This window comes from Rhizobium grahamii (assembly GCF_009498215.1).
GTDB classification, from domain to species: domain Bacteria; phylum Pseudomonadota; class Alphaproteobacteria; order Rhizobiales; family Rhizobiaceae; genus Rhizobium; species Rhizobium grahamii_A.
This window is the reverse complement of sequence record NZ_CP043498.1, coordinates 2933900-2952500: the sequence shown is the minus strand read 5'-3', so window position 1 is coordinate 2952500 and position 18601 is coordinate 2933900. Positions and strand designations below refer to the sequence as shown.

The following is an 18601-nucleotide window of genomic DNA, read 5'->3' as shown; positions in this document are numbered from 1 at the left end:
TGAAACATCTAAGTACCTGCAGGAAAGGACATCAACCGAGACTCCGCAAGTAGTGGCGAGCGAACGCGGACCAGGCCAGTGGCAATTGAAGTTAAAGTGGAACAAGCTGGAAAGCTTGGCCGTAGTGGGTGACAGCCCCGTACGCGTAGATACTTTGATTGTCCTAGAGTAGGGCGGGGCACGTGAAACCCTGTCTGAACATGGGGAGACCACTCTCCAAGCCTAAGTACTCGTGCATGACCGATAGCGAACAAGTACCGTGAGGGAAAGGTGAAAAGCACCCCGACAAGGGGAGTGAAATAGAACCTGAAACCGGATGCCTACAAACAGTCGGAGCCCGCAAGGGTGACGGCGTACCTTTTGTATAATGGGTCAACGACTTAGTGTAACTAGCAAGCTTAAGCCGGTAGGTGTAGGCGAAGCGAAAGCGAGTCTGAATAGGGCGATTTAGTTAGTTGCATTAGACCCGAAACCGAGTGATCTAGCCATGAGCAGGTTGAAGGTTGGGTAACACCAACTGGAGGACCGAACCCGCATCTGTTGCAATAGATTGGGATGACTTGTGGCTAGGGGTGAAAGGCCAATCAAACTCGGAAATAGCTGGTTCTCCGCGAAATCTATTTAGGTAGAGCGTCGAGCGAATACCCGGGGGTAGAGCACTGGATGGGCTATGGGGACTCACCGTCTTACTGATCCTAACCAAACTCCGAATACCCGGGAGTACTACTCGGCAGACACACGGCGGGTGCTAACGTCCGTCGTGAAAAGGGCAACAACCCTAACCTCCAGCTAAGGTCCCCAAGTCATGGCTAAGTGGGAAAGGATGTGAGGATCCCAAAACAACCAGGATGTTGGCTTAGAAGCAGCCATCATTTAAAGAAAGCGTAACAGCTCACTGGTCTAAATAAGGGTCTTTGCGCCGAAAATGTAACGGGGCTGAAGCCATGCACCGAAGCTGAGGATGTGCACTTGTGCACGTGGTAGCGGAGCGTTCCGTAAGCCTGTGAAGGGACAGTCGTGAGACATCCTGGAGGTATCGGAAGTGCGAATGTTGACATGAGTAACGATAAAGAGGGTGAGAGACCCTCTCGCCGAAAGACCAAGGGTTCCTGCTTAAAGTTAATCTGAGCAGGGTTAGCCGGCCCCTAAGACGAGGCGGACACGCGTAGTCGATGGGAACCACGTTAATATTCGTGGGCCTGGTGGTAGTGACGGATTGCTCAACTTGTAAGGTCTTATTGGATTGATCTTGCAGGGACGCGGTTCCAGGAAATAGCTCCACCGTATAGACCGTACCCGAAACCGACACAGGTGGTCAGGTAGAGTATACCAAGGCGCTTGAGAGAACTATGTTGAAGGAACTCGGCAAATTGCACGCGTAACTTCGGAAGAAGCGTGACCCCATTTTACGCAAGTATGATGGGGTGGCACAGACCAGGGGGTAGCGACTGTTTATCAAAAACACAGGGCTCTGCGAAGTCGCAAGACGACGTATAGGGTCTGACGCCTGCCCGGTGCTGGAAGGTTAAGAGGAGAGGTGCAAGCTTTGAATCGAAGCCCCAGTAAACGGCGGCCGTAACTATAACGGTCCTAAGGTAGCGAAATTCCTTGTCGGGTAAGTTCCGACCTGCACGAATGGCGTAACGACTTCCCCGCTGTCTCCAACATAGACTCAGTGAAATTGAATTCCCCGTGAAGATGCGGGGTTCCTGCGGTCAGACGGAAAGACCCCGTGCACCTTTACTATAGCTTTACACTGGCATTCGTGTCGGCATGTGTAGGATAGGTGGTAGGCTTTGAAGCGGGGACGCCAGTTTCCGTGGAGCCATCCTTGAAATACCACCCTTATCGTCATGGATGTCTAACCGCGGTCCGTTATCCGGATCCGGGACAGTGTATGGTGGGTAGTTTGACTGGGGCGGTCGCCTCCGAAAGAGTAACGGAGGCGCGCGATGGTGGGCTCAGACCGGTCGGAAATCGGTCGTCGAGTGCAATGGCATAAGCCCGCCTGACTGCGAGACTGACAAGTCGAGCAGAGACGAAAGTCGGTCATAGTGATCCGGTGGTCCCGTGTGGAAGGGCCATCGCTCAACGGATAAAAGGTACGCCGGGGATAACAGGCTGATGACCCCAAGAGTCCATATCGACGGGGTTGTTTGGCACCTCGATGTCGGCTCATCGCATCCTGGGGCTGGAGCAGGTCCCAAGGGTTTGGCTGTTCGCCAATTAAAGCGGTACGTGAGCTGGGTTCAGAACGTCGTGAGACAGTTCGGTCCCTATCTGCCGTGGGTGTAGGAATATTGACAGGATCTGTCCCTAGTACGAGAGGACCGGGATGGACATATCTCTGGTGGACCTGTTGTCCTGCCAAGGGCATAGCAGGGTAGCTACATATGGAATGGATAACCGCTGAAGGCATCTAAGCGGGAAACCAACCTGAAAACGAGTATTCCCTATCAGAGCCGTGGAAGACGACCACGTTGATAGGCCGGGTGTGGAAGCGCAGCAATGTGTGAAGCTTACCGGTACTAATAGCTCGATTGGCTTGATCGTTCTCATTGATCAATGCTCATCGAACAAAGTTCGATGAGCCATCATCTCTTGTCCTGACGCGCCAAAGGCGCTGCGGACGGCCCGCGCCACGAGGCGCGACGGCTTACCAGCCTGTATGGGTGCAACAAGCATCGTCCAGGCGGCAAAGAGAAAGACGTGTTCAAAGACTAAGAAGAAGGCTCTGCCTTCACCAGCTTCTCAATTTGTTGCGCTTCGCTGACCTGGTGGTTATGGCGGGGCGGCTGCACCCGTTCCCATTCCGAACACGGCCGTGAAACGCCCCAGCGCCTATGGTACTTCGTCTTAAGACGCGGGAGAGTCGGTCGCTGCCAGGTCTGCCAAGCGCAACAACAAATCTTCTCTGATCGAAATCTTCGGCCCAGCCGAAACAAAAGGGCCGCGTAAGCGGCCTTTCTGCTATAATGGGCCCGGAAATAATGGGATGCGCATCGTATCTGCTCGTGCGTCCCTTACAGGAGACAAATCGCCTTCGGCAATTTGCTCCGGCACAGTCCGTCATCGCTAAAGCGACGACGTAGCCGCGATAAATCCCAAAGGGATTTACGCTGGACGCGGGGTGGAGCAGCCCGGTAGCTCGTCAGGCTCATAACCTGAAGGCCGCAGGTTCAAATCCTGCCCCCGCAACCAAATCTTCACAAACGAAATACCCAGAAACATATCAAAGAAGACCCGCATCGGGCCGTAGAGACGCAAGGGCCGCGGCCGCTAGTCGCGGCGCAATCATGGCCGTTGCGGTGACAGGCTTTCCTGTTCCAGGACCAGACCCGCTTCCCTTAAAGCGCGCCAGAGGCCTTTGATCATGCTGTCGTCACCGCCATATGGGGGAGTGCTGGCGTTGGCCGTCGCCGGGACGCCGTACCGGGCCAGAATGCCAGCATCCATCAGATGCGGTCGCAATCTGATCGCATCATGGCGCAGCGCCTTTTCCAGATGCGCAAAAATGCGCACACCGCCGGCATCGAGATCGCCCCAATGGTATGTCGGCGCGCCTGCCTCACGGCAAAGCCGCAGGATCTGGTCAAGATGGCTGCGGGCAGGAAAGCCGCCGGTGTAGAGAATCAGGCCGCTCCAGTTGCCGTTGCATTCCCGAGCATGGCGAATGAAGGACGTATAATTCTCGATCGTCAGGACATAATCGACGGAATCGGCGAGCGTGACCGCGGCGGCCTGGTCGGGTGGAAAGCCGTAATAGACGAGGTTTGGAAGCTTCACACCGTGGATTGCAATCGGGCCGCTGAGCAAAAAGGGCTGTGGCGTGCGCGCGACGCCAAACGTCGCCAGGAACTCGTCGCTGTCCAAAGTGGCTGTTGCGATATCGCTTGGGTAGAGACGAGAATGGATTGCAACGACGCTGGTCGCCAAACGATCGAGCGCCTTGCTGTCGGCCCCGACCGAACGTGAAAAACTGCGGAAATCGACGGTGACGGCGGCCGCATCTTTCACCCTCTCCTGCAATCCGCAGGCAAGCGCGAGTGCGTTCCGCACGCTTGCCGTATCGCTTCGGACCAACCCGAATTTTCGGACGTTGCGTGCCCAGGCAGAAGCGATCTCGTCAAGCACCTCGTGCGCCGCTTTGGGGATATTCGGGAGCTGATACAGATCCGCCAGCGTGGCTTCGACCTGCTGGTGCGAGGGCCTCCGGTCCAGATGCCTATACAGCGCGTCAGCATCGAGGAGCCTGATACGCAGCCCATCGGCATCGGCGGCTTTCGTGTTTTCCAGGCTTACCGCCCCCAACTTTTCGGCTGCCCGGATGGTTTCGACGAAGCGGTCGCGCGCCTCTACGCTCGGAAAGGCGGCTTCGTCGGCATAGCTTAACGGGTGAGGGATGCTGGGTCTCGCTTCATACCGGTCGAGCAGGTTGTGAAGGAGCCTGGCCGCATCGCCGAAACGGACGTGTTTCATCCGTTGATATCCGCACCATTTCGGACGCCAGCGACCGCATCCGGACCATTGGCTGTTATCTGGATGGCCAGCTCGGCATCGCTGATATATTGGGGGTTGTTAGCACGCATCTGCTCTTGGGCATGGGGCTTGATCCGGATGGTCTCGGCGGTCGCCGCGTTGCCGTGGCGGAAGACATCGGCGATGCTGTCCATGTTCTCGTAGATGATGGCACGTTTTTCAGAGGGTGCCGCGATGACGACCTGCAGGCCGATATCGGTGTAGAAGCCCAGCAAGGTGCGCTGGTTTGGACCGTCCATTTTGCTGAACGCCTCATCGAAGACCGCAAGGCCCAGTCCGAAATCCGTGCGTTCGCTATGTCGCCCGGAACTGTGGTAGATGCTTGCGAGGGCGGCGCCGATGATCACGTAATAGGGAACCTGGCGTTCCGCGCCGCTGGCCGTGCCTTTGCGGCGTTCATAACTGGTCTGCAGACCCGTCTCGATATTCCGAGTGGTCAGATCGAAACTGTAGTAGTTGCGGTAATCCTGATAGAGGGTGAAATCGAGCGCCTCATCGTTCAAGAGCCGCTCGACGTCTGCCAAAGCCTGTGCGTGCTGCGGGTCGCGCGGGGCTTCGTGACTGAAAAGGGTTTCAAAGACGTTTTCGTCATCTTGGCTCGCTTGAGCGAGATGATAGAGCCCGGAGAGTTCCGGCTTCGGACGGGCGTTGAGTGTGTAGGTCTCACGATTGAAGGGCCGGGATTTCAGTGCGCGGGCCAGCGCATCGAGTTCGCTTTTCAGCTTGTTGAACCGGTTGTTGAGCTCTTGTACGAAAGCCGTTCGCAGAAGCCGGCTGATCTGGCTTGCAGCCTCATCCGCCTGTTGCCTGTAGCGGATCAGTTCGTTGGCCTCCAGCATGGCCGTATTGGTCTCGATCCAGTTCCTGATCTCGATCGAAATGGATGCCGGCCCGATTGATGGCGCCGTATTGTCGAAGTTCAATCGATAGTGGGTCAGCGCTTCGCGAATTTCCCCTTCGCAAGCGTGGTATTCCTCTTTTGCGTCCTCGGCCCGTTTCTTCATGTTTGTTATGACGCTGGCCAGCGCTTTAGGGCGTTCGGCGATGTATGTGTCCCGAAGTGCCGAAAGCTGCGCACGATTTCGAATTTTCTGGCGAAAGACTTGGCGTCGCAGCGAGAAATGTCTTCGCGATCCGAGCTGGTATTCGCCGCTTCCGAGCATCCGGCTAAGTTCATCCATGCGGGCTGTCAGTTCACCCTGTTGTGTCTGGCACGCACCTTTGTCTGCCTGGATGTTTTGCAGTCTCAATCTTATCCGCTCGACAGCGGCTCTGAGACGCGGGTCAATGCTCGACGCCACGCGATCCAGCCTTTGCTGCAAATCCGACCGGCTTTCATCGAGCTGATTGATTTCGAACGCCAGGGCTTCAAGGCCATTGGTGGCTTCGACCGGTTGAATGAACGCGTCCAGTCGTCTTGCCAGGTCGTCATGGAACTTTTCGTTCTGAACATGGTTTGCGATCAGCATGCGATGCTCGGTGGTCTGTCTTGAAAGATCCTCCCGCATCAGCGGTGCAGCGGCGCGACCGATCTTCAGGCCGCCCTGAGCATGTAAAACCTCCACCACCATGTCATTGTTGTATGTGCCGTCCTTCATGATGGCACGCCCGCCGTCCATGAGTTCGGGCTGGCCGTGCGCGAGGCGCACCTTTCCGGCGCGGAAATCGATAAACGCGGAGGCGAGCGCATCGTCGCTCTTCATGATGCTTGCCAACGATCCCGGTTGCGCCTCCAGCGAGCGGCTGGCAAGCCGCCGCGTGTTGACGACGCGGCAGCCTCGGAACCGGTCCCTGCTGTCGCTTCGCAATATTTCGACGGCGCGTGCGGCGTGTTCCGGCTGGACAATGATCGCCTCGCGATCGCGGGCGAGAAAGGCCTCCGCGGCATTGCGCCAGCTTTCGTCGAGGATTTCGGTGACCTGGCACAGGGCCCTTGGACGCATTCCCTGGCTCTGCAGCGTGCTGATCAGGTCTGCGGTGCGCGGGTCCAGCGCGACCTGGCCAGATCGTGCCTGGCGCAGCCTGTCCTCGAGCTCAGCCAGCTCTTTCTCGAGGTTCTTGCGGCAGGTGATCGCGTCGTCGCGTCGCTCGAGCAGCTTGATCTGGCTTGCCGCTGCTTCAGGTTTCGCGGCATTGATCAAGTGCTCCATCTCGGCAGGATTTTGCGGCCAGGCAGGAGAGGCCTGATCTCCGCTCTTGCGGCGAATGGTTTCCAGCATCTCGAAGAGATGCCCGAGCTTGAGAGAGGCCAGTCTTTCGTGGTGATCGAGCAGCGTGACGGCGCGCGCGGTGCTGAGAAAGCGCTGCTGCAGCCGACTTGTTGCAGCGGCGCGGGCTTGTTCCTTCAGTCTCAGTTCCGCGGTCAGAATCGATTTTTGTGAGGTCACGTCTAGGGCTGCGATCTGCGCCTGCAGGACCTCTTCTTCCTCCCGAAGCATCTTCTGCTCGTCATCGAGACGCGCGCTCTCCGAGCCAACATGATTGAGCGCGATGGTTTTCTCGCGAAGCGCACGGATCTTCGCGATAAGCACCGCGCCAGACTCGATCAGAGCAGCGAGGCTCTCAACGCCGCGGGCAATATCTTCGCGTTCCAGCAAGACGACATATTCGCCGACGAGTTTTTGCATGTTGCGCAGGGATTCCAGTCGCCGCTCAAGCTCGTGGATATCTTTCTGAATGTCCCGATAACGTTGGATCGAATCTCGCAGCTCGCCGATGTCGATATCGTCCTTTTCCAAGAGGAAGCGCCGAACGAAGTCTTCGACGGAACGCATTTCCTCGAATGACAATGCTGTTATGAAGGCGCGGATGAAACGCTCCGGATCGCCGTGCCGGCGGCCGGTGAAGAGCAGGCGCATGTACTCGCGGATGAAATTGCGCGCACCGTCCGGCCTGAGAAGAGTGGTGCCTCGTTCCGCACACGTCTGCTCCAACCGCGAGCGAACCAGCGACCATGCCGCGGAGCGTTGTTGTCCATCGGCAAGATCTTCGACTAGCATATCGGTGTGAATACGAACGCCGGGAGCAATATAGCGGCCGACGATCTGTGCATCCTCGGTGGCCGATGCCTCGATGCAAAGGCCGATGCTGACAGGCTTGCGCATACCGGTCGGATCATCGAAGACGAGGGCGATATGGGTGATGGATTGCTCCCGCAGGACATGGTGCTCGTTGAGCTGTCCCAGGCAGTAGCCTCGCATGGTTCTCTCCGAGCGGCTGCTGCCCGTCTCGCCGGCGGACCGATTGAAACGGTAATATCTGGGCGATCCACCCGCCATGACTGCCTGGATCAGATCGATCAACGTCGACTTTCCCGAGGTGTTCTGGCCGAGGATTGCGCCATTGCCGCTGATATCGAGGTCTTCGCGACCGAATAGGTGCCATTGCACCAGTGAGATACGACTGAGCTGCATCATTCGGCGTTGTCCTCGTTTTCGTCTGATGGTTCCTCGTCGTTGTCCTGAAAATCCGGACCGGACAGAAGCTGCTCTATATGGAGAAGATGTTGCGTACCGCTCACCGTGTCGACAAGCGCTCGAATGGTCAGGTGCATGTCGCGCGCCTCGTCGTCATATTCACCGAGCCTGACGATCGCCCGCCGCTCTAGCGATTGTAGAAGGTTTCTGAATTCCACGATTCCCAAGGCGGGTCTTCGTGTGCCGCCCACCATGTCCTGGTAGGCATCATAAGCCTCATTGAGCGTCGTCAGCATGTTGCCGTGTTTTCCAAGATCGCCTTCTCCCCAGAGCCTGCGCAGGAGAAGAAGAACAAGGGTCTCGTCCATGCGCATCCTTGGGCCGGTGACGACTTCAGTATCCGGAAGGATGCCGGCCCAGCCTTCTGAGTCGCGCACGGCGAGCCGATAGCCTGCGACCTCGAAATAGCTGGCCACGAGCCTTTCGATCTCGGGTTTCAGCAGGGTTTCCATCATGCCGGGCGAGCCGCGATCCTCAACATGAAGGAACTGATGACGCAGCAGGTGATGGATGACCTGGATAACCCGTTGCAGAAGTTTCGGATCACGGCCCTCGAGGTTGCGGAATTCGACGAGCATTTCAGTTTCCCGGGTTTGTTACGTCTTGCCTGCGGGCAACGCTGAAATCCGCGCACCGCAGCCAGTCATTGTCGACGACGGCATCAGCGATCGGTGCCAAGGTAAAGTGTTTGGCAAGCAAGGCGGCCAGCGGTGTGTCATGCGGCTTTCCCTCTGCGCGCGAATGCGCGACCAAGCGCAGGGCCTCGAAGGCGAGGAAATCGTCGATCGTGTCGATCCAGAGCCGGCTGGCTGGTGTCTCTCCAAACCGAGGCACCCGGCTTTCGAGAAAATGCAAGACCTGCTCGGGCCTTACACTCAGTCGCTGGATATGAATGCGCTCCAGATTTTTTCGCAGTTCCCAGATTGGATTGACAGGCCGCAGCGCCAGCACATCGCCGACAATCGGTTGTCGCGCGTTGCGTGGACGAGCCAGAAGGAACGGGGAAAGTGGCGACAGGCGAGGCTCGATCAAACCGGGCAGCGTGACATCCGCCTTTCTGGCGGCAATCAGCCTATCAAGCGTGAGCAATACGGAGGTGCTGCGCAGAAGAAATCCGCCGCTGCGGCGCCCCGCGTATCGCACCGTGTTGCGCAGCCGCGTCTCAAGTCTTGTCCGATGCTGCTGGATGGCTTCGAAGGCATCCTCGATCTGGTCGAAGACACTGCGGATGCGCTGCAGATCGTCGTGAACGAGTTCCCGGGCGCCAGCCATATCTGTTGCCAGCCGGGCTTCCAGATAGGCATCCGCGATCGCCCCTGTATCCGCGATGGAATCCTCTAGCCTGTTGAGGGCCTCGATAATTCTATGACGATAGCGGTACGGGTGCGAGGTCGTGGTGATCGCGGCATAATCCTGCAGCAGGACCCGCTCGACGAAATCCTCGAAATAGTGCTTCAGGCGGTCGCCAATGTTTTCGCTTGCGACGACTTGCTTGTCGATTTCCCGAAGGGCCGACAGGACACTCCGCATGTAACGCCCGAAAGAGGCGGCATCTCGAGCCGCTTTGTGAAGACCGAGCGCATTTTCGCGGGCCTTGGTATGCAGGGCCTCCAGGCCGCTTTTGACCTGTACCACCAGGCCGCCGAGCTGCTCGGAGACACCTACTTTGAGCTCGCTGAGGAATTCTGCAAGGCGCATGGCGCCTGACGGCATGTCGACAGTGATCTTCAGCCCGTAATGGATCGGCTCCAGCCAACCGGTCGCGATGAGGCGGTGATAGATATGCCGCGCCCGCATCATGGCGTCGCTGCTGGCAATCGGATCTGCGCTATCGTTGCCGCGGCGTTTGATCCGGCGTCCTTTTCCCAAAGCAAGCTCATCGAGGACGACCGGCACTTCGTCGTCTCGCCATAAATGAGACTGCTCGGCCAACTGGTCATAGATCAGTCGGAGGATATCGGTCTGAGTTGGGAAATAGAGATCGGCCTGGTAAAAGCGCTCATAGATTTTTGCGACAATGATCTCGTATATTAGACGGTTTGATCCAGAGAAAACCGTGAATATATCCGTATGCAATTTCCCAAAAAGCATCGGTGATATTTCCAATTCTTATTTCATTTATAAAATTTTATCAGAATGGCGCGGTTACAGGATTTTTCGAAATTCAATACGTAACGTTATCTCGGGACCGAAGTACGTACGAGTAGATCGGTTATGTCAATATGAGAATATCAATTTAGGATTGTTTTTCGTGGGTCTTCTATTTTGGGGCTAGTTGTGCCGCGTTGGGCTATGCCGCCGGACGCAGGTTCGCGATCCATGCGGAAACACGAGACGACAAGCTCTGCAAGTGAGCCGCCAGCGTGAAGCCCGAGACGGCCTTGCGCGGTCGGAAATCGTGGTCGCCGTCGTCAAGCCAGAAGAGGGAAATCTGCGCCGACAGCGCGTAGTCCTGCACCTCTTCCAGGCTTCCGAACGGATCGCGCGTGCCTTGGCAAATGAGTGTCGGTGTCTTCAGTGCCTGTAAGTGCGTCGTGCGAAGTTGCGCCGGCTTGCCGATCGGGTGGAAGGGATAGCCGAGGCACAACAGGCCGGCGATCGAGCCGGCGACGTAGAGTTGATCCGCCACCATGCTCGCAACGCGGCCGCCCATCGACTTGCCGCCGATGATGACGGGGCCGGAGGTCGCGAACTGGGTGACGGCGGCAAGATATTCCGGGATGAGCGTTTCCGCACGCGGGGCGGGGAGGCGGCGGCCGGATCGGCGGCGCTCCGCCATGTAGCCGAACTCGAAGCGCCCGACGCGAAAGCCGGCATCCGCCAGTGTTTCGGCAAGCGCATTCATCGATGCCGAGTCCATGGGTGCACCCGCGCCGTGGGCGAGCAGGATGGAGAACTCGGCATCATCTGGGCCGATCGTCAGAAACTTCTCTTCCACTTGCATGTCCTAACCAACTCATCGCCTGCGCAAAGGCGTAGCGGCAATCATTTCGCGATACCAGCCCTGATGTCGCGTAGCGCCTCAGGTGCGGGGCGCAAATGAAGGCGGGTGCTTCACCTTTCGAATGAATGGCAACCGCGCGACTTATAAACTAACAATTGGATAGATCCGGACAATAGTAAGAGGCCTGATCGCTAGTCTATCGATTGTGGCCCGAAGCAACGCGCTTGTTGGTGGTGCTTTATGGAGTGTAGTTATGATTGAAGCTCATAGTCATTCGAAGGCACTTCGACCTATTCTTGAATCGTCAAATATTCTCATCACGGGTGGCGCAGGTTTTCTTGGCTCACATCTTGCCGAACTGCTCGTCGCGCGCGGCAATCATGTCTACTGCCTCGACAATTTTCACACCGGCCGGGTCGCGAACCTTTCCAAGCTGCAGTTCACCAATCGGCTGAGCGTCGTGCAGCATGATGTGCGCGACGAACTGCCGGATAGCTTGCCGGCCTTTTCGGAAATCTACAACTTGGCCTGCCCGGCATCCCCGGTGCATTATCAGGCCGATCCGGTCGCGACCGCGATGACGAACTGCCAGGGAGCATGGAATGTGCTCCGGCGGGCAGAGCGGGACGGCGCGCGGGTGTTCCACGCCTCGACCTCCGAGATCTACGGCGACCCCGAAATCCACCCGCAGCCGGAACACTACTGGGGCAACGTCAACAGCGTTGGCCCGCGTTCGTGCTACGATGAGGGCAAGCGCTTCGCGGAGACGCTTTTCACCGATTTCGGCAAGACACGTGGCGTCGCGGTGCGGATCGTCCGCATCTTCAACACCTACGGTCCGCGCATGCAGCCCGACGATGGCCGGGTGGTCTCGAATTTCATCATTCAGGCGCTGCTTGGCCAGCCTCTCACCATGTATGGCGACGGCCAGCAGACCCGATCGTTCTGCTATGTCGACGATCTCATCCGTGGTTTCGACCTGCTGATGCGGAGCGAGCTGGCCGACAGTCCCGTGAATATCGGCAATCCGGGCGAGTTCACGATGGAAGAACTCGCGAGTCTGGTGCTCGAGATAACGGGGTCGCGGTCACCGGTCGTACGGTTGCCACTGCCGGTCGATGACCCGAAGCGCCGCAAGCCCGATATCAGCAAGGCGAAGGATCTGCTCGGCTGGAAGCCGGAGATCAGCCTTCGGGAGGGGTTGATCCGGACGATCGAGTATTTCGATCGCGAGCTGCGCAAGCAGCCCGCGATGACGATTAGCGCCGCCGAATGAATAGTGTGTAAGGGGTTATCATGAAGGTCGTTATTGTCGGCTCAGGATATGTCGGGCTCGTATCCGGTGCGTGTTTTTCGGCTCTCGGCCATTCGGTCGTTTGCGTCGACAGCAATGAGCAGAAGATCGAGACCCTGAAGGCCGGCGGCGTGCCGATCTACGAACCCGGCCTCGGCGCTCTGATCAAGACGAATATCGAGCAGAACCGGCTCGCCTTTTCCTGCGACCTCGAAGGTGCCATGAAGGGCGCCGATTTCGTTTTCATCGCCGTCGGTACGCCGACCCGCCAGGGCGGAAGCGAAGCTGATCTGACGAGTGTCTACTCGGTTGCGAGCGCGATCGCACTGACGGCTGACGACGGCATCATCATCGTCACGAAATCAACAGTTCCGGTCGGAACCGGCGAGGCGCTGGAAGGGATCGTCCGCGCTGCGCGGCCTGATCTCGTATTCGCGGTCGTCTCCAATCCCGAGTTCCTGAAAGAGGGAAGCGCGATCGAGGACTTCATGAAGCCCGATCGTGTGGTTGTCGGTTGCGATCTGCCCTGGGCAGGGGAGAAGATGAAGGCGCTCTATGAGCCGTTGCGCGCCATGGGGGTCACAATTCTTCATACCGGACGCAACGCCGCCGAGGTGATCAAGTACGCGGCGAATGCGTTTCTGGCGATCAAGATTTCCTTCATCAACGAGATCGCGGATTTCTGCGAGGCCGTTGGTGCTGACGTCGCCGAGGTTGCAGATGGCCTCGGAAAGGATAAACGCATCGGTCGCGCCTTCCTCAATCCGGGCCCCGGATACGGCGGTTCATGCTTCCCGAAGGATACGCTTGCGCTGCTTGCCACGGCGCAGAGCCATGCGGTCAATCTTCGCGTGGTGGAAAGCTCCATCTCGGCCAATGATGCGCGGAAGCGCGGCATGGGAAACCGTGTCGTTCGCGCTCTCGGGCAGTCCGTGCGCGGCAAGACGATCGCGGTACTCGGGCTGACGTTCAAGGCCAACACCGACGACATGCGCGAGGCGCCGTCGCTCGATATCGTCACCTCGCTGCAGCGGCTCGGCGCGCGGGTGCGCGTCTATGATCCGAAGGGCATGGAGCAGGCGCGTCAGTATCTCAGGGACGTGGACTATACGGCTGATCCCTATCAGTGCGCGACGGGGGCTGATGGCATCGTCGTTGCGACGGAGTGGAAGGAGTTCGAGCATCTCGACTTCGTCCGGCTCGCCGCGCTGACGAAGCATGCGGCGATTGTCGACCTCCGGAACATCCTGGATGTTCGCAAGGTCGAGGCTGCCGGCTTCGAACTTCACCGCATCGGGTCGCCCCGCAGGGAAAAGGCCTCGGTTCAGCAGCAGACACCGCGTCGCCTTGCGGTCAAGGCGGATTACTATGACGAGAGCGCCCAGCCGAATGCGGCAAATGGCGCGGTGCGCGCGGGAGCGCCGCTTCCGGTCGCCATTCCCGCGCAGTAACAGCAGCAGGCCATCCCGTCAGGGATATTGGGCGCCGTTCGTCGTTGTGTAGATCGAGTAGACCGATTGTGTGGCGGTGATGAAGAGCCGGTTCTTCTTCGGGCCGCCGAAGGTCAGGTTAGAGACGGTCTGAGGAACCTTGATCTTGCCTAGCAGCGTGCCGTCCGGTGCAAAGCAATGCACGCCGTCGGCCGCACTGGTCCAAAGGTTGCCTCTCACATCGAAGCGGAATCCGTCAGGCACGCCGGCATCGATCGAGCAAAAATAGCCACCATTCTCGAGCCGCCTGTCGTCTACCACGTCGAAGACGCGGATATGGCGCGGCACCTCATGGTTCGACGAACCGGAATCTGCGATGAAAAGACGTTTTTCGTCCGGCGAAAAAGCAAGACCGTTCGGCTGAATGAAATCCGTCACGACGGCTTCGACTTCGCCCGTGCCGGCGTCGATGCGATAGACGTTTCGTGTCGGTTGCTCGGGCTCGGCCCTGTGTCCCTCATAGTCGGACATGATGCCGTAGGTCGGATCGGTAAACCAGATCGAGCCATCGGATCTGACGACGACATCGTTCGGCGAATTCAGCCGTTTTCCCTTGTAGCTATCCGCAAGCACGGTGATGCGGCCATCGGGCTCGGTGCGGGTCACGCGCCGGCCGCCATGTTCGCACGATATCAGTCGGCCCTGGCGATCGCGGGTGTTGCCGTTGACATAGTTGGAAGGCGAGCGAAACACCGAGACGCTGCCATCGGGCACCCAGCGCATCATCCGTTCGTTCGGAATGTCGCTCCAGATGAGGCAATCGAGATCGGAGAACCAGACCGGGCCTTCTGCCCAGCGGCAACCGGAAATGAGCTCCTCCAGCTTCGCGCTGCCTGCAATCAATTCGTGAAAACGTTCGTCTCTGACATCATAAAGCACATTGTCCGACACCGGCCGACTCCTCCCAAAGCGTTCCGGCCCCTGTGGTAGCCGCAAAATCCGGTCTGTGCCAGAGCCGTTTCGGCAAATGATTGGCTTCAAAAGGAAATTGCCGCGGGGAAGGGCCAAGCTCTTTGCCACGTTGACGAAACCGCGATAGCTTAGTTTCAGCGAGGAGCCTTTCATGGAACAGAGCGATATCGGGACGGTTGCCGCCTGGCTGACGGAGCAGGGGCTCAAGGGAGCTTCCGAATCCGAGCTGTTGACCGGCTTCTGCGAGATGTGCAGGGAGTTCGGGCTGCGGCTCGATCGCGGCATGGCCTTGATGGACACTTTGCATCCGGTGCACGAGGGTCGCGCTTTCCGCTGGGACAGCGAAAAGGCAATTGAGCCGGAGTTCGAGTATGGCCCGACTGGCCGCGATGCGGATTCGCTACAAAGCTGGCAGCGGTCGGCGTTCTATCACCTTTGGGCTGGCACCGAGAACGAGGTGCGCCGCCGCATCGGCTTCGGCGACCCGACCGATTTCGCGATGCTCGAGAGGATGCAGTCGGAGGGCCACACCGACTTTATCGCCATGGTGCACCGTTTTGAGAAGGCCGGTACCATCGGCGAGATGGATTGCTTCTTTTCGCATTTTACGACGCGCCATCTGCAGGGTTTCTCGGATCGCGACCTCGTCATCCTGCGCAAGCTGGTGCCGGTTCTGGCACTCGCCATCAAATGCATTGCGCTTGGCCGTATCGCCCGGACCATCGCGGAGGTCTATCTCGGTGAAGACGCCGCGCGGCAGGTGCTGGAAGGCAAGATCTCGCGGGGCAAATCGGAGCGCATCTCAGCCGCCCTTTGGTTCTCGGATCTCCTGAATTACACGAAAATCTCCGACAGCGTACCGCCGGAAGACATATTGCCGATGCTCAACGCCTATAGTGATGTCATCATTTCAGCGGTTCACGAGGCTGGCGGCAACGTCCTTAAGCTGATCGGCGATGGCGTGCTTGCTATCTTCAAATCGGAAGCGGCGTCCGATGCCTGCTGCGCGGCGCTTCGGGCCGAGCGGCTATTGCGCGAGAAGCTCATCGTCCTCAATGAGGAACGGGCACGCGACGACCGGCCGACCACGGATGTCTATATCGGCCTGCATATCGGCGATGTGTTCTACGGCAATATCGGCAGCCAGGAGCGGCTGGATTTCACTGTGATCGGCCCTGCGGTCAACGAGGTGAGCCGAATTGCGTCGCTCTGCCGGTCCGTCGATTTCAACGTTCTCATGTCTTCCGATTTCGCGGCCTCTATTCCCGACGAGGATCGAGAGACGCTTGCATGCATCGGTCGCTACGCGCTGCGAGGCGTCCAGCGGGCGCAGGACCTCTATACGATCGACAGCGGCCGCATGTTGGGCTGACCTCACATCGAGGCTCGCTCGCGGTTTGCGTCCACAAAGAAATTTCACAGCCGTGTCGCCTTCTTTGACTAGAGGATTATATCGCGTCGAAGGGGCAGGTGCCTCGTTCAGCGGGCGAAAGGACAGTGGTCGTTTCGTTCCCATCACAATCGAAAGAAACTGGAGGACGGCATGCAGATCAATCGTACAGGTTCGGCTCAGTGGTCGGGTGGCCTCAAGGATGGCAAAGGCCAGATATCGACCCAGAGCGGGGCACTCAAGAGCTACCCCTACGGCTTCGCAAGCCGTTTTGAAGGCGTTCCCGGCACCAATCCGGAAGAACTGATCGGTGCAGCACATGCGGGCTGCTTCACGATGGCTCTTTCGCTGATCCTCGAGGAAGCTGGCCTCAAGGCAACCAGCATGGAAACGACCGCCAAGGTCACGCTTGAGAGCGTTGAAGGTGGCTTCGCCATTACGGCGATCCATCTTTCGCTGACTGGCTCTGTTCCGAACACGGACGAACGGACGTTCATCGAACTTGCCAACAAGGCGAAGGCCGGATGCCCGGTTTCCAAGGCTCTGTCTGCTGTTCCGATCTCGCTGGAAGTGAAGCTGGCCTGACCTGACCCTATTGCAAGCTGATAAAGGCGCCGCGCCAGTCGCGGCGCCTTTTTTGTTTGGGCCGTGGCAGCTCCATGCTGCAGTGCATCAGATTGACAAATGACGCTTGATGCTTTACGACTGACGAAATACGAAAATCGTCAGTCATAAATATCGGTGCCCTGAACATGACCGAAACCATCGAGAACACGCTGGAGGCGACGCGCCAGGAGAATGTCACACGCATTCTCGACGCCGCCGAGCGGCTGTTTCGCCACTACGGCTATGCCAAGACGACGGTAGCAGACATCGCCCGCGACCTCGGGATGTCACCGGCAAACGTCTATCGGTTCTTTGCTTCCAAGGTCGAAATCCACCAGGCGATCTGTGGTCGCATGCTCGCCGCGAGCTATCAGATGGCTTACGACGCCTGCCATCTTCCGATCAGCGCGTCGGATCGGCTGCGCCGCTTCGTCGAAGGCCAGTATCAAATGACCGTTGATACGATGCTCGACCAGGAGAAGGTTCACGAGATGGTCGTCGTTGCGATCGAGCGCGACTGGCATGTCATCGAAAAGCATGTCGACAGCATCCATGCCCTGATCGCGGACGTGATCCGCGAAGGCATTGCGTCCGGCGAGTTCGTCGAGCAGGACGCCGATGTTGCGTCTCGCTGCTTCGGTGCCGCGACGATGTCGCTCTGCCACCCGCAGATGGTGGCGCAATGTCTCGCCAAGACCAACCGTGCCACGGTCGACGAACTCATCGAGTTCACGATCCGGGCGCTGAAGAAATAGCTGGGCGGTCAGCACCGCCCCTCCAACCCAAAGATCATTTCAGGAGTGCGAAAGATGATTTCGCTGAAGACAGTGTCGTTGCCTTCCTTTGCCACCTTTGCGCTCCTTGGCGCCGTAGCGCTCGCCGTTTCCGGCTGCAGCGACGAGAAGAAAGCCGAAACCAAAGAGGTTGTCCGGCCGGTCAAGGTGGTCGAGATCGCCAAGGCCGGCGACGTCAGGTCGCTCGATTATTCCGGTTCGGTCAAAGCGCGCGTCGAGATGAACCTTGGCTTCCGCGTGGCCGGCAAGATTACCGATCGTCGCGTCAATATCGGCGATCGCGTGAAGCCGGGCGATCTCATCGCCCGCATCGATCCAACGGATTACGAGCTTGCGGTCAAGACGGCGGAAGCGAACCTCGCAGCCGCCGAGAAGGGCGTGGCGACGGCCGATCTCGCAAACAAGCGTGCCCAGCAGCTCTTCGACAAGAGCGTAACGGCCAAGTCTCAGCTCGAGCAGGCCGCCCTCAGCTACGACCAGGCGGTCTCTACACGAGACGCAACGGCTTCCTCGCTCGATCAGGCACGAAACCAGGTGGCCTATACCGAGCTGAAGGCCGATCAGACCGGCATCGTGACGGCGATCAGCGCCGATACCGGCGCGGTCGTTTCCGCCGGCACGCCGGTTGCCACTGTCGCGCTCGATGGTGAGAAGGAAGTGCAGATCGCCGTGCCTGAGAATGACATTGCTGCCTTCAAGCCCGGCAAGACGGTGACGGCGAGCTTCTGGTCGGACAACAGGCTCGTTCTGGATGGCAAGGTGCGCGAAGTGTCCGGCAGCGCGGACTCGCAGTCGCGGACCTTCTCCGTTCGCGTCAGCCTGCCCAAGGACGAGCGGGTGCTTCTCGGCATGACCGCGACCGTCGAGGCAACAGCCGACATTGCCAATCCTTATGTCTCCATCCCGCTCAGCGCACTGGCTGAAAAGGACGGCAAGAAGATCGTCTGGATCGTCGATCGCAGCGGCGAAACGGTGCATGCGCGCGAAATCAAGGTCGCGGACTTCACGCATGATGGCGTCAATGTCGCCGACGGCCTGCAGACCGGCGATCTCGTCGTTGCGGCCGGAACGCAGTTCATGACTGAAAACTTGAAGGTCAAGCTGCCGGAGCAGCAGTCGGCACAGGCCGACGGTGGCGATGTCGTTCGCTAAGTGG

12 protein-coding genes, 1 tRNA gene and 2 rRNA genes (1 of these 15 only partly in view) are annotated in these 18601 nt (G+C 58.5%); 9 read left to right on the top strand and 6 right to left on the bottom strand.

Annotated elements, in window-relative coordinates:
* The 3 genes from FZ934_RS14225 to FZ934_RS14215 form a co-directional block, all read left to right on the top strand.
* Positions 1 to 2553, top strand: a 23S ribosomal RNA gene (locus tag FZ934_RS14225) (it extends 245 nt beyond the left edge of the window).
* A gap of 220 nt (positions 2554 to 2773) precedes the next feature.
* Positions 2774 to 2888 (top strand): 5S ribosomal RNA (gene rrf / locus FZ934_RS14220).
* Positions 2889 to 3124: 236 nt separating this feature from the next.
* Positions 3125 to 3201 (top strand) — tRNA-Met (locus tag FZ934_RS14215).
* Positions 3202 to 3294: 93 nt separating this feature from the next.
* Here FZ934_RS14215 and FZ934_RS14210 read toward each other — a convergent pair.
* The 5 genes from FZ934_RS14210 to FZ934_RS14190 all read right to left on the bottom strand — a co-directional run bounded on the left by FZ934_RS14210 (position 3295) and on the right by FZ934_RS14190 (position 10959).
* Complete coding sequence (locus FZ934_RS14210) at positions 3295 to 4479, bottom strand: Wadjet anti-phage system protein JetD domain-containing protein (protein ID WP_153271603.1); 1185 nt, start codon at positions 4477 to 4479, stop codon at positions 3295 to 3297.
* Positions 4476 to 7955: an SbcC/MukB-like Walker B domain-containing protein gene (locus FZ934_RS14205; protein ID WP_153271602.1), complete on the bottom strand. Its 3480-nt coding sequence runs from the start codon at positions 7953 to 7955 to the stop codon at positions 4476 to 4478. The genes FZ934_RS14210 and FZ934_RS14205 overlap by 4 nt, the downstream gene beginning before the upstream one ends.
* A complete protein-coding gene (locus tag FZ934_RS14200) occupies positions 7952 to 8593 on the bottom strand; it encodes a DUF4194 domain-containing protein (RefSeq protein WP_153271601.1) in 642 nt (213 codons plus the stop codon). The genes FZ934_RS14205 and FZ934_RS14200 overlap by 4 nt, the downstream gene beginning before the upstream one ends.
* 1 nt (position 8594) lies before the next feature.
* Positions 8595 to 10106, bottom strand: a complete 1512-nt coding sequence (locus FZ934_RS14195) for a Wadjet anti-phage system protein JetA family protein (protein ID WP_153271600.1) — start codon at positions 10104 to 10106, stop codon at positions 8595 to 8597.
* Between the two features lie 199 nt (positions 10107 to 10305).
* The gene (locus tag FZ934_RS14190; RefSeq protein ID WP_432443585.1) at positions 10306 to 10959 is read right to left on the bottom strand and encodes an alpha/beta hydrolase family protein; all 654 of its coding nucleotides are present in this window, start codon (positions 10957 to 10959) and stop codon (positions 10306 to 10308) included.
* Positions 10960 to 11212: 253 nt separating this feature from the next.
* Between FZ934_RS14190 and FZ934_RS14185 the strand changes: the two genes are divergently transcribed.
* Both FZ934_RS14185 and FZ934_RS14180 read left to right on the top strand, forming a co-directional pair.
* On the top strand, positions 11213 to 12235 hold the full coding sequence (locus FZ934_RS14185; RefSeq protein WP_153271598.1) for a UDP-glucuronic acid decarboxylase family protein: 1023 nt from the start codon (positions 11213 to 11215) through the stop codon (positions 12233 to 12235).
* Positions 12236 to 12255: 20 nt separating this feature from the next.
* Complete coding sequence (locus FZ934_RS14180; RefSeq protein WP_153271597.1) at positions 12256 to 13704, top strand: UDP-glucose dehydrogenase family protein; 1449 nt, start codon at positions 12256 to 12258, stop codon at positions 13702 to 13704.
* Positions 13705 to 13722: 18 nt separating this feature from the next.
* On the opposite strand, the gene FZ934_RS14175 is transcribed toward FZ934_RS14180, so the two are convergent.
* Entirely contained in the window at positions 13723 to 14634 is a 912-nt protein-coding gene (locus tag FZ934_RS14175) for an SMP-30/gluconolactonase/LRE family protein (protein WP_153271596.1), read from the bottom strand.
* A gap of 172 nt (positions 14635 to 14806) precedes the next feature.
* Here FZ934_RS14175 and FZ934_RS14170 point away from each other — a divergent pair, with 172 nt between their 5' ends.
* The 4 genes from FZ934_RS14170 (at position 14807) to FZ934_RS14155 (ending at position 18597) form a co-directional block, all read left to right on the top strand.
* On the top strand, positions 14807 to 16027 hold the full coding sequence (locus FZ934_RS14170; protein ID WP_153271595.1) for an adenylate/guanylate cyclase domain-containing protein: 1221 nt from the start codon (positions 14807 to 14809) through the stop codon (positions 16025 to 16027).
* A gap of 171 nt (positions 16028 to 16198) precedes the next feature.
* A complete protein-coding gene (locus FZ934_RS14165) occupies positions 16199 to 16630 on the top strand; it encodes an OsmC family protein (protein ID WP_153271594.1) in 432 nt (143 codons plus the stop codon).
* A 167-nt stretch (positions 16631 to 16797) separates the two neighbouring features.
* Positions 16798 to 17406 carry a TetR family transcriptional regulator gene (locus FZ934_RS14160; protein ID WP_113365074.1) on the top strand — a complete coding sequence of 203 codons (609 nt, stop codon included), beginning with the start codon at positions 16798 to 16800 and terminating at the stop codon, positions 17404 to 17406.
* 54 nt (positions 17407 to 17460) lie between these two features.
* Entirely contained in the window at positions 17461 to 18597 is a 1137-nt protein-coding gene (locus FZ934_RS14155; RefSeq protein ID WP_153271593.1) for an efflux RND transporter periplasmic adaptor subunit, read from the top strand.
* Positions 18598 to 18601 lie beyond the last annotated feature (4 nt).